12 protein-coding genes are annotated in these 15057 nt (G+C 36.7%); 7 read left to right on the top strand and 5 right to left on the bottom strand.

The window, feature by feature from the left end; all coding sequences use genetic code 11:
* Positions 1–8: 8 nt before the first annotated feature.
* The 6 genes from ACL9RH_RS10470 (at position 9) to ACL9RH_RS10445 (ending at position 10051) form a co-directional block, all read left to right on the top strand.
* Complete coding sequence (locus ACL9RH_RS10470) at positions 9–935, top strand: helix-turn-helix domain-containing protein (protein WP_422693308.1); 927 nt, start codon at positions 9–11, stop codon at positions 933–935.
* A 216-nt stretch (positions 936–1151) separates the two neighbouring features.
* Complete coding sequence (locus ACL9RH_RS10465) at positions 1152–2297, top strand: efflux RND transporter periplasmic adaptor subunit (RefSeq protein WP_422693307.1); 1146 nt, start codon at positions 1152–1154, stop codon at positions 2295–2297.
* 9 nt (positions 2298–2306) lie between these two features.
* A complete protein-coding gene (locus ACL9RH_RS10460; protein ID WP_422693306.1) occupies positions 2307–5447 on the top strand; it encodes an efflux RND transporter permease subunit in 3141 nt (1046 codons plus the stop codon).
* 17 nt (positions 5448–5464) lie between these two features.
* Entirely contained in the window at positions 5465–6877 is a 1413-nt protein-coding gene (locus ACL9RH_RS10455) for an efflux transporter outer membrane subunit (RefSeq protein ID WP_422693305.1), read from the top strand.
* Positions 6878–6936: 59 nt separating this feature from the next.
* Positions 6937–7488, top strand: coding sequence for a DUF2652 domain-containing protein (locus ACL9RH_RS10450; protein ID WP_422693304.1), 552 nt, complete (start codon positions 6937–6939; stop codon positions 7486–7488).
* 388 nt (positions 7489–7876) lie between these two features.
* The gene (locus ACL9RH_RS10445; RefSeq protein ID WP_422693303.1) at positions 7877–10051 is read left to right on the top strand and encodes an outer membrane beta-barrel family protein; all 2175 of its coding nucleotides are present in this window, start codon (positions 7877–7879) and stop codon (positions 10049–10051) included.
* A gap of 198 nt (positions 10052–10249) precedes the next feature.
* On the opposite strand, the gene ACL9RH_RS10440 is transcribed toward ACL9RH_RS10445, so the two are convergent.
* From ACL9RH_RS10440 to ACL9RH_RS10420, 5 genes are all read right to left on the bottom strand, one after another.
* Positions 10250–10777 (bottom strand): hypothetical protein, encoded by a 528-nt coding sequence (locus tag ACL9RH_RS10440; RefSeq protein WP_422693302.1) that lies wholly within the window; start codon positions 10775–10777, stop codon positions 10250–10252.
* A 15-nt stretch (positions 10778–10792) separates the two neighbouring features.
* Positions 10793–11260: a hypothetical protein gene (locus ACL9RH_RS10435; protein ID WP_422693301.1), complete on the bottom strand. Its 468-nt coding sequence runs from the start codon at positions 11258–11260 to the stop codon at positions 10793–10795.
* A gap of 6 nt (positions 11261–11266) precedes the next feature.
* Positions 11267–12187, bottom strand: coding sequence for a hypothetical protein (locus tag ACL9RH_RS10430; RefSeq protein ID WP_422693698.1), 921 nt, complete (start codon positions 12185–12187; stop codon positions 11267–11269).
* A 109-nt stretch (positions 12188–12296) separates the two neighbouring features.
* On the bottom strand, positions 12297–12812 hold the full coding sequence (locus ACL9RH_RS10425) for a hypothetical protein (protein WP_422693300.1): 516 nt from the start codon (positions 12810–12812) through the stop codon (positions 12297–12299).
* A gap of 95 nt (positions 12813–12907) precedes the next feature.
* A complete protein-coding gene (locus ACL9RH_RS10420; protein WP_422693299.1) occupies positions 12908–14671 on the bottom strand; it encodes an RHS repeat domain-containing protein in 1764 nt (587 codons plus the stop codon).
* A gap of 214 nt (positions 14672–14885) precedes the next feature.
* Between ACL9RH_RS10420 and ACL9RH_RS10415 the strand changes: the two genes are divergently transcribed.
* Positions 14886–15008 carry a hypothetical protein gene (locus tag ACL9RH_RS10415; RefSeq protein WP_422693298.1) on the top strand — a complete coding sequence of 41 codons (123 nt, stop codon included), beginning with the start codon at positions 14886–14888 and terminating at the stop codon, positions 15006–15008.
* Positions 15009–15057 lie beyond the last annotated feature (49 nt).

Here is a 15057-nt window from a genome sequence, read left to right as displayed (position 1 = left end):
CGCTTTCCATGGCTAGAAAATCCCACAAAAAATCTCTTACAGAACCCGAATTTGTATCGCAGCTTGCTTTTGACGAGGTACTCCGACAGGTGGAGTTTGACCTTAGAATCCAGGAATTTGTGGTGATGGAAATTGATCGGGCAGATTATATCATACAACCTAATATTCCTTACAGATCCGATTATTTCTGTATTTATCTGGTACAAAAAGGAGGAGTTACCTTTAGGCTGGATGAGACGAGTTATAAGGTTTCCAAAGGGGATATTGTTTTTTGTCCTATGGCAGAAACCTTTTGGCTGGAGGAGATTGCAGAAGATTATACGGCAAAATATATTTTCTTCTCGCTGGACTTTATTTCTGATGCAGGTTTTAATTATAAATCCAATAACGTGCTCAAAAGCCTTTCTTCAGATCCTACCCATATTATAAGAAAGGAGGCGGATGTATACAGGAGATTGGATTTTCATTTTGATGAGCTTAAAGCATTGAATAATAAAGAAAAAGATAACTATTATTTCAATGAAATGATCTGGCATCACTTTTCGCTTGTTATTTACGAGATTGATAATTACTTTAAAAAGATAGAAAAGCCACATGTGGTTACCCATCGTGAAGATGAACTTACCACCAGCTTTTTTAAATTGGTTCAGCAGTATTTCAAAGAAGAGCATAATGTTCAGTTCTACGCCGATAAACTGTGTATTAGCCGTAAGTATCTTACCAAAGTGATCAATAAAACAGTGTTGAAATCACCAAGAGATATTGTTCATCAGGTATTGGCAGTTGAAGCCAGGCTGTTGCTTAAAAATCCTAATCTTAATGTAAGTGAAGTGGCTTTACAACTAAAATTCTCTGATCAGGCATCATTCAGTAAGTTTTTTAAAAAGCATACCGGCAGATCTCCTTTAGAATATCGTAAAGATGATCTGTATTGATAATCAGTGTTTTATGATTTTAGGTGTCTTTTTGCTAAAATGAGTTATTTTTTCGATTTAAAATATTAAAATATCATATTTATTCTATCTATAAATGATATTTCTCATGTTTTGATCAACAAGGAGTCTTTTTGACAAAACAAGGAGTTTTTTGAATAATCCTATTGAATTTTTTTCGTTCGATTTTTGTGCGGAAAATTTAAAAGGAATATTGTTATGCAAAGATTTTTTATTCAGAAATCAACCATACTTTTCCTCTCGCTCATCGTTTTGGCGGGATGTAGGAAAAATAATCAAAACCAGTCTTATCAGCAGCAGGCACCGGAGCTTCCCGTAGAAACAGTGAAGCAGGGAGATGCCTCTGTTTCCAGAGAATATGCAGCATCTGTAGAAGGAATTTCCAATGTGGAGATCAGACCACAGGTGACAGGGTATCTAAGCAAAATTTTTGTTGACGAAGGAGACTTCGTAAGAGCGGGGCAGGTGCTGTTTAAAATCGAAGATCAGGTTTTTCGTGAGCAGTTGAAAAGCGCTCAGGCATCCTTAATTACAGCCCAGGCCAATCTTTCTAGTTCAAAAATAGATCTGGACAGAAAAAAGGAGCTGTTCCGTAATAAGATGGTGTCAGAAATTCAGGTAAAAGAAGCAGAAGCAGCTTATAATGCAGCGAGAGGGGCTGTAAGTCAGTCAACTTCTTCCATAGAGTCGGCAAAGATCAATCTTAATTTCTCAACCATTAAAGCTCCGGTAAGTGGGTTTATCGGAAGATTCAACTATCGCTTAGGAAGCTTGATGACACCGGGTAATCAGGATCCGATCACGTTACTGTCCGATATTCATCAGGTGTATACTTACTTCAGTTTAAGTGAAAATGATTTTAATAATTTTCAGAAACAATATGTAGGAAGCAGTATTGATGAGGTGATCAAAAATACTCCGGCAGTATCGTTATTGCTTTCAGGAGGAGAGAAGTATGCTGAAACCGGAAAGATTGACGCTGTAGAAGGACAGTTTAACAAAACTACAGGCTCCATTACTTTAAGAGCAAAATTCAATAACCCAAAGAACATTCTGAGAAGTGGAAACACAGGAAAAATTCTGTTGGATCAGTTTTACAGCAATGTTATTTTACTTCCAATTGCTTCTACCAGAACCATTCAGGATAAGGTTTTTGTTTTCACCATCAAAGACGGAAAAGCAGCAATGCTTCCTGTTGAAGTGAATGGGAAGGCAGGTGATCACTTCATCGTATCCAAAGGACTTAAGGCAGGTGATCAGTATATCGCCAGCGGTTTCGACAGGCTGCAGCCCGGAACTCCTGTAGTAGCACAAAAGAAAAACGCTCAACAGAAAAAATCGTAAGAAAGAATCATGCTAAAGAAAATTATAAAAAGACCCGTACTGGCCACGGTTATTTCCGTATTGCTGGTTATTCTGGGGGTTGTAGGGATGGTAAGTCTGCCGATTACCAAATTTCCGGATATTGCACCGCCTACGGTGATGGTTACCGCCGTGTATCCGGGAGCGAATGCTGAAACCATTGCGAGATCAGTAGCACCACCATTGGAAAATGCCATCAACGGAGTAGAAAATATGGATTATATTACTTCTACTGCGAGTAACGATGGAACATTGAGTATTACCGTTATTTTTAAACTGGGTACAGATCCGGATCAGGCTGCTATCAACGTTCAGAATAGGGTAGCGCAGGTTACCAATCAGCTTCCTGCCGAAGTAATTCAGGCGGGGATCACCACGGTAAAAAGACAGAACAGTATGATTGCGATGGTTTCCCTCACCAGTAAAGATGGTTCTATGAACGATCTCTTCCTCGAAAACTATGCAAAAATCAATATTGTACCGGAACTGAAAAGGGTAAAAGGAGTAGGAGATGCAATGGTATATGGGAATAAAGATTACTCAATGCGTATCTGGCTTGATCCTAATAAACTGACTTCCTATAATCTTACTCCTTCCGATGTATCCCGCGCGATTCAGACTCAAAATCTGGAAGCAGCACCCGGAAGATTGGGGGAAAGAAGTAAGGAAGTTATGGAATATGTTCTTCGCTATAAAGGAAAATTCACCGAGCCGGAACAATATGAGAATATTACAATTAAAGCCTTAAATGACGGTTCCGTTTTAAAACTGAAGGATATTGCGAAAGTGGAATTCGGAGCGTACAGCTATACCGTTTCTTCCAATTATAACAAAAAGCCTTCTGTGACGATGGCTATATTCCAGATGGCGGGTTCTAATGCGAATGAAGTACAGATCGCTCTTCAGGCAAGAATGAAAGAACTGGAAAAATCATTCCCGGAAGGAATGGATTATGAGATTCCCTATGCTACAAAAGAAGCGTTGGACCAATCTATCGAACAGGTGATTCATACCCTGATAGAAGCATTTATCCTGGTATTTATTGTGGTGTATATTTTCCTTCAGGATTTCCGTTCAACGTTGATTCCGGCTATTGCAGTTCCGGTGTCTATTGTAGGCACATTCTTTTTTATGAAGGTTTTCGGATTTTCCATCAACATTCTAACATTGTTTGCTCTTGTACTGGCGATCGGTATTGTGGTGGATGACGCTATTGTTGTTGTAGAAGCCGTTCATGCCAAAATGGAACATAAAAAACTAAACCCGAGGGCCGCTACGATGTCAGCGATGAGTGAAATCACCGGGGCTATTGTTTCCATTACGCTGATCATGTCTGCGGTATTTGTTCCGGTGGCCTTTATGAGTGGTTCCACAGGATTATTTTATCAGCAGTTTGCCTTAACGCTTGCGATAGCGATTGTGATCTCTGCTATTAATGCATTAACATTGAGCCCTGCGCTATGTGCTTTATTCTTAAAACAACATCATCCGGGAACACATGAGAAGATGAATTTTAAAGACCGTTTCTTTGCAGGATTTAATGCCAGCTTTAATAAACTGACCTTCCGATACGGAAAAGCGGTATTATTCCTCTTGAAAAGAAAATGGATAGCATTAGTCATCATCGTGGCATTTGGTGGATTGTTTACCTGGATGTCTATGACAACGCCTAAAGGTTTCATTCCCGATGAGGATCAGAGTTTCATTATTGTAACGGCTAACCTGGCACCCGGAGCATCTAAAGACAGAACGTCAAAAGTAGTTTCGGATACCGAAGATCTTTTAATGAAAAATCCGGCTGTTGAAAAAGTAATTTCTGTAGACGGGCTTAACCTTTTCAGTGGATCGATGTCGTCTTCAGCAGCCTCTATCTTCGTTAAACTGAAAAAAGGAGGAGAAAGAGGCCCTGTTAATAATATCAATGAGATCATCGGACAGACTCAGGGAATGCTTTCTCAGGATAAAAGAGCCAACTTCCTCGTGATTAATACCCCAACAGTAGATGGTTTCGGGAATACCAGCGGTATGGAGCTTGTTCTGCAGGACCGTACCAACGGAGAGCTTCAGAACCTGGGAAATATTTCTTACGGAATGATGGGCGCTTTGATGCAGAGACCTGAAGTAGCTGTAGCTTTTACCACTTTTGATGTAACCTATCCTCAATTTGAGGTATTGGTAGATGAGGTAAAAGCAGCTCAGTTGGGTGTAAATGTTTCCGATGTATTGGGTGTAATGCAGGGATATTATGGAAGTATTCAGGCTTCGGATTTCAACAGGTTCGGTAAATATTACAGAGTACTGGTACAGTCTACTCCTGAAACAAGACAGGATAAAGAATCGTTGAATGGCGTTTTTGTTAAAAATAATTTAGGACAGATGGTTCCTATTAACACATTGGTGAGCCTAAAGCAGGTAACCGGTGCAGAGGTGGTAGACCGTTTCAATCTTTTCAACTCTTCCAACTTAACAGTGATGGCAGCTCCCGGATACAGTACAGGGCAGGCAATGGCAGCAATTGAGGAAGTCAGCAAGCAGGTTCTTCCTCCGGGATATACGTATGATTATAAAGGGATGAGCCGTGAAGAGGCAGGTTCAAGCTCACAGTCTGTTATGATTTTCGGATTATGTATTGTATTTGTATTCTTCCTGTTGTCTGCACAATATGAAAGTTATATCCTTCCATTGGCAGTACTTATTGCAATTCCGGTAGGATTATCGGGAGTTTTTGTAGGAATTACATTGGCAGACCTTTCCAACAACATTTATGTACAGATTGCTTTGGTAATGCTGATCGGACTTTTGGCCAAGAATGGTATCCTGATCGTAGAATTTGCCATTCAGAGACGTAGAGCAGGAAAAAGTCTTATTGCTTCTGCTGTAGAAGGGGCTAAAGCGCGTCTCAGACCTATTTTGATGACCTCTTTGGCATTTATTACCGGATTACTTCCATTGGTATTTGTAGTAGGACCTTCAGCGATGGGGAATCATTCTATTGGGTATGCTGCCATTTCAGGGATGCTTTTCGGAACGATCTTAGGAATTTTTGTGGTTCCGGTTCTTTTCGTGGTATTCCAGGCTTTACACGAGAAGATCAACGGAAGAGTAGTAACGGATGCCGACTGGGAATATTAATTCAAATGATTTTAAAAATGAAAATTAAAAATATAGCCTATATCGCACTCATTTCAGGAACAGCGGTTTCCTGTAAAGTTCAGAAGTATGAACAGCCGGAAGTTAAAATGCCTGAAGCTTTCAGGAATGACACTATCGTTGAAGAACACAATGAAAATATCGCTAAGATCAGCTATAAAGATTTTTTTAAAGATCCGGTTTTAGTAGGACTGATCGATAAAGCGATGGCACAGAATAATGATCTTTTGGTTGCTTTAAAGCAGATAGAGTTTGCTTCATTGGCCTATAACCAAAGCAAATGGGCCAATATACCCACTGTAAGCGCCGGAGCCAATGCCAATATCAACCGTCCTTCAGACAACAGTATGAACGGAATGATGGCGGGGCAGTTCATGGGAAAAAGATATATGGAAGATTATACAACCTCCATCAATCTTTCCTGGGAAGCAGATATCTGGGGCAAGATCAGAGGAAGAAAGGAACAGGCTTTAGCGGGATATCTTAAAACTCAGGAAGCTGCAAAAGCGGTGAAAACACAATTGGTAGCTTCGGTAGTGCAGGGGTATTATAACCTTTTGATGCTGGATACCCAACTGGAAATTACAAAGTCTAACCTTACTTATGCGGACAATACCTTACAATTTCTTACCAAGCAGCAGGAGTTGGGATTAACAACAGCGTTAGCCGTTCAGCAGCAGGAAATTGTGAAAGATCAGATCTTGAAAACTATTCCGGCTATTGAAAGCTCTGTCACTACACAAGAAAATGCTTTGAGTCTTCTTACAGGATCCATGCCGGGGAAAATTGAAAGAAAGGTAAGCCTGAATAATGTTCAGTCTCCAGATCAGATTTCTGTAGGAATCCCTTCTGAATTATTGAGCTACAGACCCGATATCAAAGCGGCAGAACTTGAAGTAAGGAAAAGTGCAGCTGCCATTCATGTGGCCAAAATGAGCATGTATCCTTCACTGAATATTACAGCGCAGGGTGGTGTGAATGCTTTTCAGATCAGCAAATGGTTCAGTGTTCCGGGATCTCTTTTTGGGATGGCTGCCGGAGCGATTGCCCAGCCTATCCTTAATGGCAAACAGCTGAAAACGCAATATGAGCAGTCTAAAGTATTGGCTGACCAGGCGGAAATAAGTTTCAAGCAATCGGTTTTGAAAGCAGTTGGAGAGGTTTCTGATGCTTTGGTCCAGATTCAAAAACTGGAAGAACAGCAGAAAATTGCCGAAGGACTGGTACTGAAAACCAACGAGGCTGTTAAAAAAGCGGATATGCTATTTAAATACAATTCAGCCACTTATGTAGAAGTAATTATTGCACAGACCAATAAGCTTCAGGCTGAGCTGGAGCTGGCTTCCCTGAAAACGCAGCGACTGAATGCCATTACAGCACTCTATCGCTCTGTAGGAGGGGGATCACAATAAAGTAAAATTGAACCTGCTTCGTCTTTATTCATGAAGCAGGTTTTTAATCCATTATCATTATGAAAACAACTATACAAGAGGGCATCATTCTTATTCCGGATTTCAGCGGATTTACAGAGTTTGTATTCAATACAAAACTGTATACGGGAGAATATATCGTAAGACAGCTATTGTCTACGCTGATTGACGTGAATGACCAGTATTTTGAAATTTCAGAAATTGAAGGGGATGCTATTTTATTTTACCGTTACGATCAGAACCCTTCTTATAAAAGTATCTCCGGGATGCTTTGGAAAATGAGGAGCGCCTTCAACAGAAAAATAGAAGAACTCAGCAAAAGCCTGAGTACAACAATAGATCTGTCTCTCAAATTTATTGTTCATTATGGATCATTTTCTCAGTATAATATTGGGAATTTCAGAAAACTCTACGGAAAAACCATTGTGGAAGCGCATCAGCTTTTGAAAAACGGGGTGGCAGAACAGCCCTCATATGCCCTTTACAGTAATTCTTTCCTGGAAAATACTCAACGTCAGGAAACTGATTTTAATAAGGATAATATTCACTTACCGGAGGTAGGCGTTATCCATTATTTTGAAAGCTTAAACTAGCACTTATTTTAATATCCTTGTAAATTTGCTATTGCTAGCGGCCCGGGTGAGATCCGGGCTTTTTTGTGGAGTATATTTCCAGAAAATTCTCTGTAAAATTGTTGAAATAGTATTGCAGAAATCCTTTTCTGGATAAGGCTGCCATTGAATTTGAATTCTTTTTTCAATAAAAATTAAATTACAGTAAAACTGGTTTTATAGTTGTTTTCTTTATCAAAATATTTATTATTAACATTTTTTATTATTGAATTTTCATTGTTATTGTATTTATGGTTAATATATATGCTGGTATATTATTGAAAGTTAGATATTTATTTTATTTTTTTTTACTTTTTGATGTAACATTTTTATGTTTATGATGGTCTTATAGGTAAAACTATAATCTCAAATGAAAGTATTATTATTTCCAATTGCATTATTAACGGGTTCTCTGGCTTTAGCTCAGACCCAGGCTGCAAAGGATACTGTAAAGACGAATGCCAAAGAAATAGAAGGAGTTACCATAGTAGCCAGAAAGCCTACAGTAGAATCCAAAGTAGACAGAACTGTTTTCAATGTAGCCAACAGTGCTATTGTGGCAGGAAATACAACCTGGGATGTCCTTAGAATGACTCCTTTGGTGAGTGTTGATAATAATGATGATGTAAAGGCTGAAGGACAGATGGTGACTGTATATATCAACGACAGAAAATCAGTTTTTACAGGAAAAGAACTGAAAGAATATCTTAAAACCATTCCTGCAGACAATCTCCTGAAGATCGAAGTCATTACCAGCCCGTCTTCACGATACGAAACTTCCGGATCTGTGATCAATATTGTTTTGAAAAAAAGAGACGATGAAGGGATGAAGGGAAGTATCTCTCTAAACAACCGACAGAGTACCAAAAACTCACAATACACCAATTTTAACCTGAATTATCATAAAAAGAAATTTACTCAAACTTTAATTGGAAGTTACAGTAACGGAACCTACGTACAGAAAAACGAGACGTTGGATACCCGATACAAAAATAACAGGATCAATACCACCAGCGTAGAAACAGAGATGAGAAACGAAAGTCCTTCTCTTTCTTCCACTTCCGAATTTGAGATCAATGATAAAAACAATATAGGTCTTGTGCTGGAATATTACCAAAACAGGAACTTGTCATTCGGTGAATCTGGCGGAAAGCTTACAGAAGATGGTAAACCTGATGATATTTATAATCAGACCCAGAATACATGGGGATTCAGCCGTACTTTAGGAACGAATGCTTTTTATAAGTATTACGATAAAGAGAAAAACAGAATCCTGGACGTTAATATCGGAACCAATTATACGGGAAATGATAATGATAACCTGATCGATAAGAGAGGAACATCCATCGCAGATAAAATGGGACAGCTGGGAGTGCTCAGCAATAACCAGATGCGTAATTATTATCTGAAAGTGGATTATACGCAACCCTTAGGGAAATCGGGAGGAACAATCGAGGTCGGTGGTAAGACAGAGTTTAACAACCATGTGATTTCCAATGGTCTGTATGGGACAAGTATTAATGATCCTCTATCAGAGTATTTTAACCTTGCAAGAAATGACAGATTCCACTATGAAGATAATCTGAGCTCTTTATATGCTAACTACAGCAAAACATTCTTCAAAAAACTGGAAACCAGAATCGGGATTCGATACGAATACATGGATTTTAAAGTAAGACAGGATGTAGCAGGAACGGAAAGAAAAGATTCATATGGCACCTTTTTACCGAATTTATTGCTAAAGTATAGCTTTTCAGACAAATATGATGTAAGTCTTACCTACAACCGAAGTATCTGGAGACCTTGGTATTCGGAGTTTAATCCTTTTCTTGTTCCTGATATCAACGGAACGTACTCGCGAGGAAACCTGTCCCTGAATCCCAATCCTAATGACCGTCTTTACCTGAAGTTCGGAATTTTGAAGAAGTACTTTATTTCTGCAAGATATATGCATACCAATCAGGATTATTGGACAACTTATGTAACGGAAAATGGAAGAACGGTTTCATTACCGGGTAATTTTGATGGAAAAGTTGAGAAGTATTACCTTTTTGCCAATACGAACCAGAACTTTCTGAAAAATAAGCTGAATGTGAATGTTGGATTTGGATGGTATTACATTAATAATAAAGATTTTAATGAAAAAAATCAATTAGGAGCTAAAGACTATATCAGTTATTGGGGAGGTTCTGCAAATATATCGTATACCAACCTTTTCAATAAAAATATTAACCTGAGTGCATGGATGGAAATTGCGAATCAGAATAACGGAAATTCATATGCGAATAATACCAATGTTTTCCATAATATCTCGGTGACCAAAATATTCCCTAAAACACAAATGGAATTGAGTATGCAGCTGATGAACATCTTTAAAAGGCCGTATGCTGATAATACCACATACAGCCAGGATGGAACTTTTAGAGAATATTCAAAATGGGACTGGTACGGAGTTTCGCTTACTTTTGTGAAACGTTTCGGAAACCAGAAAGTAAAAGAAAATACCAAAACAGATGTTGAAAAGAATTCCGGAGGCGGAAAATAAGTCAAGATGGTTGAGATAAAACAAAAGCAGGTTCCATGGGAATCTGCTTTTTTTTTGAATCTTACTAATGATGAAAGTGCGTAATGAAAAGATTTTAGAAAAACAAAAGCAGGAGTTCCTGCTTTTGTCATAAAATTGATTTCTGATTTTTTATTCAAAATATTTGAATTCCAATATTTATCTTTTGGAAATATTCCATTAACCTAATGCTATTACCTCTTTTTCAACAAAAATCCATTTCCCATTTTTCTGCTTAAAATAATAAATCTCAAATTTCGCTCCACTACCTAAAGATTTAACAACCTCAATACATGCATATTGATTGTTTTTACTGATAATAGGATTAACAAAAGAAATATTTATTACATCAGTTCGTTTTTGAAAAGCATTGTCTTTATCTAAAAAAAGTGAATAGTTGCCTATTTTTACTGGAATTTTTCTAATTTTTATTTGACCGTTGAATATTTTTTCATTATTTAAATTAAATCTATTTTGAAAATTTTTAAGAACAATCTTCTGATCCGATTTAATCTCACCAACATATTGATAAATCCCAACAGATAAAGGAGTATCATTTGTATTAAAATAATCTAAATTATCTAATAAGACGGGTAAGTTTTCCAAAATTAATTCTTTACCTATTTCATCGGTCTTTTCACTATTTTGACAAGAAAATAATGAAAAACAGAGTAAAAAAAACGTTAAATAGTTAAAATTTCTAAACAAAACGTGAGGGTTTATTTATTTTTCCAATACGGAGGAAGATGTGGGAATTAGTTTCCCTTTATATATATATTCTACATCTTGTATTGCAAATTTATCTTCCATTTCATAGGCTTTTAGCAAATAGTATTCTCCTATTTTACTTTTAGTGTCATACTCATATTCTATACCTATACTTTGGATTAGCATATATGTATTGTAAAATGCTCTCTTATAATTATATTTATCTGCCATCATCATGCTGTAATACAAAAATTCTCTTTTATCACCATATACTGTAAAAGTTTTATAAGCTTTATTATAAGATAAGGTATCCCCTTTCTTAATAATATTATTCAATAATATTTTGAGACTATCGCTTTTAGTATCATTTATTTTGAAAGTTTTTTCGGACTCTGTTCCTTTGTCAATGACTTTTCTTTCTTTTTGATTACAGCTTACGATGCTAGCTGTAATGCAAAAAACTATCATATATTTAATTTTCATTTTTAATTATTTAATAAAATCTCTATATAGTTGATGTTTTATGATTATTCCATTGAGATACACTTTAGCCCATCCCCAATTATCCGTTGAGTCTTTAAATCTGTTAACCATTGGAAATCCTGGAACATTAGTGGTGTAAGGTATCCATTTTTCAAAACCTACTACTACTGTTTTGGGGTGCTGAATTGATATTTTTTGCCCTATTGATTGAATTTGCTTATTATCATATCCTGATAGGCATGAATACAGAAGAAGCATTGATTTTTCCATTTTATCTACATTTTTCCAACGAGGGTTTTTACTACCCATAACCTTATCAAATGTATCTGCATCTTTAATTAAATTATCTCCATCCCATATTCCTCCTTCATAGCCATGTGCAAAAACTCTAAAAATTCCATCTCCTTTTGTCATTCCAAAAGTCTTCTGCATTTCCTTAAATTTATCATGAAAAACTTTTTCATCTGTTTTCCCAAAAAAATTCACAGGTTCTTCATCATTCATATCACTACTTGCAAAATAGAAATTACCAACATTCATTTTATACCCTCCATATGGACTATCCGTAAGATCCGTAGAAGTCATTTTATTCTCAAATACATTAGCTGTATAAGATAACCCACCAACAGCACCGCCTAAGAAATTACCTCCTGTAAAGGCAGAATTTAAGCCTCCTGAGACAATACTTGGTAATACAAACTTAAATGCTCCGGGATTGCTAGCTATATTTCTCAATGTTCCTGAGATGGCTGCTCCGCCAATAGCCCCTCCTAATACGGCACTCCATGTCTTCTCCCAGTCCCATTTTCCGGGATTCCATTTCCCACCATTGGCAGCCACTCCATTTAGGTATCCCCCTAATAAAGCACCTCCAAGCGCTAACCAAAATTCACCATCCGGATCATTATACATCAGGGGATTATTCATCACATACCTGTACTTATTATAGTAATACTACAACCAAGTATCTATAAACCAAAAGTAGGAAACTTCCTACTTTTGGTTTTAAGTATTAGTCCTATTTGAAGTCAATTTTTTATTCTTTCTTGTATATAAATCTATACTCTTTATCAATTTCAAAATTATCCACTACTTCAACAGGTTTTCTATTATCTCCTTCCATTCCATTTTTGAAATTTCTTTTGTAAGTAACAGATATTGAAATGTTTTTTCCATCAAAATTATTAATCCTCTTTTCAGTATTTTCATTCCAACTGGCTATTATTAAATTTGATTTGACTTGTTTATTTTTGGAATCATAAATTGTCCAAATCAACTCTTCACTATGTAAATCGAAATGATGTAAATAACACAATATCCAGACATTATTAGAAATTTTAATCTTATAACCTGCATAATACTTACTTTTTAAATAAGATTTCTCATACATTGTTTCATTCACTGGGTAAAAGAAAGTATTAGAGATAACCTCATAAGGAATTATTACAGACTTATTAATCTTAGTAAGATCACCATTTAAATTATCTGTTTTATCTATGAAGTTATTTTCAATGTTATTAAAGTCAAAATTTTTTGATTCATGCGTTTCCATTTCTTTACTATATGTTTTATTTAAGACGTTCCTTGGCTCGTTATTAGAACAGGATATTGCAATGAGTAAAATAAGAATAAACATTTTCATAATAATTAAGGGTATTGTTTGTAATAATAAATGTTATTAGGATTATAGTATTTTCGCAAAGGTATATTTGGCCTGACTTCAGTCATGTAATATATATTATTACCATAACCCTGGCCTGTTATTGTTCTATTGGAGTAAATATACAACCTATTAATTTGAAGATTAGTTGTATTTCCAACGTTATCATAAAAAGAGAAAAAATTTCTATTTGTATGATAATCATACCCCATACCTACTACTGTAATAAAATGATCTGTAATTCTGTTATGATTTCCAACTTCATTCCGAGCATAAGTAACCCCAATTGTTATTGGTTTGTTACTATTTAATTCATTCATGAGGGTTTGAATAGCTGATACATAAGAAAGTTTTAATTGATCTCCACCATGCTTTGCTTGATAAGGATTATCAATAAATGTTTGCAAAGCTTCTAATGGCCCAGAAGGATTTCCTCCACCATTAATTGTTTGAGCTTTCGCAGCTCTAAAACAAACATTACCATTTTCTTCATAAGATTCAAATTTATTACCTTTCAGAACGTTTTCAATCGTTTTGAATTTTTTCCCAAACGGAGCAATCCAATTATCTGAACTTTCTTCGTTATTATAATCTGGAGAAACAAGATATTTATATCCCAAATTAATTCCATCTGTAGAAGTCATTTTATTCTCAAATAAATTAGCTGTATAAGATAACCCACTAACAGCACCTCCTAAGAAATTACCTCCTGTAAAGGCAGAGTTTAATCCTCCTGATACAATACTTGGCAGCACAAACTTAAATGCGCCTGGGTTGCTGGCAATATTTCCCAGTGTTCCTGAGATCGCTGCTCCGCCAATAGCCCCTCCTAATACGGCACTCCATGACTTCTCCCAGTCCCATTTTCCGGGATTCCATTTTCCACCATTGGCAGCCACTCCATTTAGGTATCCCCCTAATAAAGCCCCTCCAAGCTCTAACCAAAATTCACCATCCGGATCATTATACATCAGGGGATTATTCATCACATACCCGTACTTATTATAGTTCTGGGTATTCATAGGATCCTGAATATTCTCATCCGCATTTAAGAACCTTCTCAGCATTGGATCATACAGTCTGCCATTCATGTGGATGATTCCCACGTTCATAAAGTGCTCATGACTGGTATACCCACGGTCTATAAGAAGTGAAGTTTCTGCAATAAGATTTTTATCTGTTATTACGACCCCGTTATTCCCAAATGACAAAGCTGCTAAGCTGCCCCAAGCATCATAATGTCTTTGCTCCAGTTTATTCCCAGCTTCATCGCTAATGGCCAGGATACTTCCTATGTAATCTTTATGAAGGAATTGATAAGAACCGCTGCTCTGATCACTTACTTTCAAATATACGATATCCGATTCATAAGGACTGCCTCCAATGTATAAAATATGCTTTTCCTGCCCTGAAAAAAGATCCATCGTCACTTCAAAGCTTCCGTCTTCACTGTATAGTTTTGTTAAAGTATTTACCCATTTAGGAACACTAGGACCCACGGGGCCATCTGTTGTATTGGGGTCTGCGCCTGCTCCAGTTTTTTTCCGTTTAGCAATATTAACCTGCTGTCTCATGCTCCCCAGTCCATATTCGAAATTTACACGGCTTTTTTCTCCGTCAATCTGCACCGGGTCGTTATTCTCATTATAGGTGATATTTTGGATTAGATCCCCATTATAATTCTGTGTTCCCTCCGCATTTAATGTCATTCCGGTAAGCTGATAAAGCTTAGCAGCATTTTCATACTTCATGATTCCCACCTGGTCATTTTCCTAAATCCTTCCTTTTATATCATAGATATTTCTATTATCTGAGTTCTCCACTCCAGTTGCTGTAAAGGTTTTCTATCACAACTTTGGTTAGAGTGCCCGAGGAGAGTAATAATAAACAAACCCGATTTTGGGAAAAGTCGATAGTACTTTTGGAAGAAACCAAGTATTTATTAAAAAGATAAAAAATAGAAATATGAGAAAATTAATTAAACAATTGAAATTCCACACTGTCGCAGTAGTGGGAGTGCTAATTTTATTAGCGGGAGTAATTATGTATTCCGTAACAGTTGAAAAGAATTCCGGAGGCGGAAAATAATTCAAGATGGGTGAGATAAAACAAAAGCAGGTTCCATTGGAATCTGCTT

The organism is Chryseobacterium sp. Mn2064 (genome assembly GCF_049319685.1).
Lineage (GTDB): Bacteria > Bacteroidota > Bacteroidia > Flavobacteriales > Weeksellaceae > Chryseobacterium.
The sequence above is the reverse complement of the archived record's forward strand: the minus strand, read 5'-3'. Positions and strand labels throughout refer to the sequence as shown.

Coding starts and splice junctions, on each gene's coding strand:
- ACL9RH_RS10470 (WP_422693308.1), top strand. CDS start 9: ATGGCTAGAAAATCCCACAAAAAATCTCTTACAGAACCCGAATTTGTA.
- ACL9RH_RS10465 (WP_422693307.1), top strand. CDS start 1,152: ATGCAAAGATTTTTTATTCAGAAATCAACCATACTTTTCCTCTCGCTC.
- ACL9RH_RS10460 (WP_422693306.1), top strand. CDS start 2,307: ATGCTAAAGAAAATTATAAAAAGACCCGTACTGGCCACGGTTATTTCC.
- ACL9RH_RS10455 (WP_422693305.1), top strand. CDS start 5,465: ATGAAAATTAAAAATATAGCCTATATCGCACTCATTTCAGGAACAGCG.
- ACL9RH_RS10450 (WP_422693304.1), top strand. CDS start 6,937: ATGAAAACAACTATACAAGAGGGCATCATTCTTATTCCGGATTTCAGC.
- ACL9RH_RS10445 (WP_422693303.1), top strand. CDS start 7,877: ATGAAAGTATTATTATTTCCAATTGCATTATTAACGGGTTCTCTGGCT.
- ACL9RH_RS10435 (WP_422693301.1), bottom strand. CDS start 11,260: ATGAAAATTAAATATATGATAGTTTTTTGCATTACAGCTAGCATCGTA.
- ACL9RH_RS10430 (WP_422693698.1), bottom strand. CDS start 12,187: ATGAATAATCCCCTGATGTATAATGATCCGGATGGTGAATTTTGGTTA.
- ACL9RH_RS10425 (WP_422693300.1), bottom strand. CDS start 12,812: ATGGAAACGCATGAATCAAAAAATTTTGACTTTAATAACATTGAAAAT.
- ACL9RH_RS10420 (WP_422693299.1), bottom strand. CDS start 14,671: ATGAAGTATGAAAATGCTGCTAAGCTTTATCAGCTTACCGGAATGACA.
- ACL9RH_RS10415 (WP_422693298.1), top strand. CDS start 14,886: ATGAGAAAATTAATTAAACAATTGAAATTCCACACTGTCGCAGTAGTG.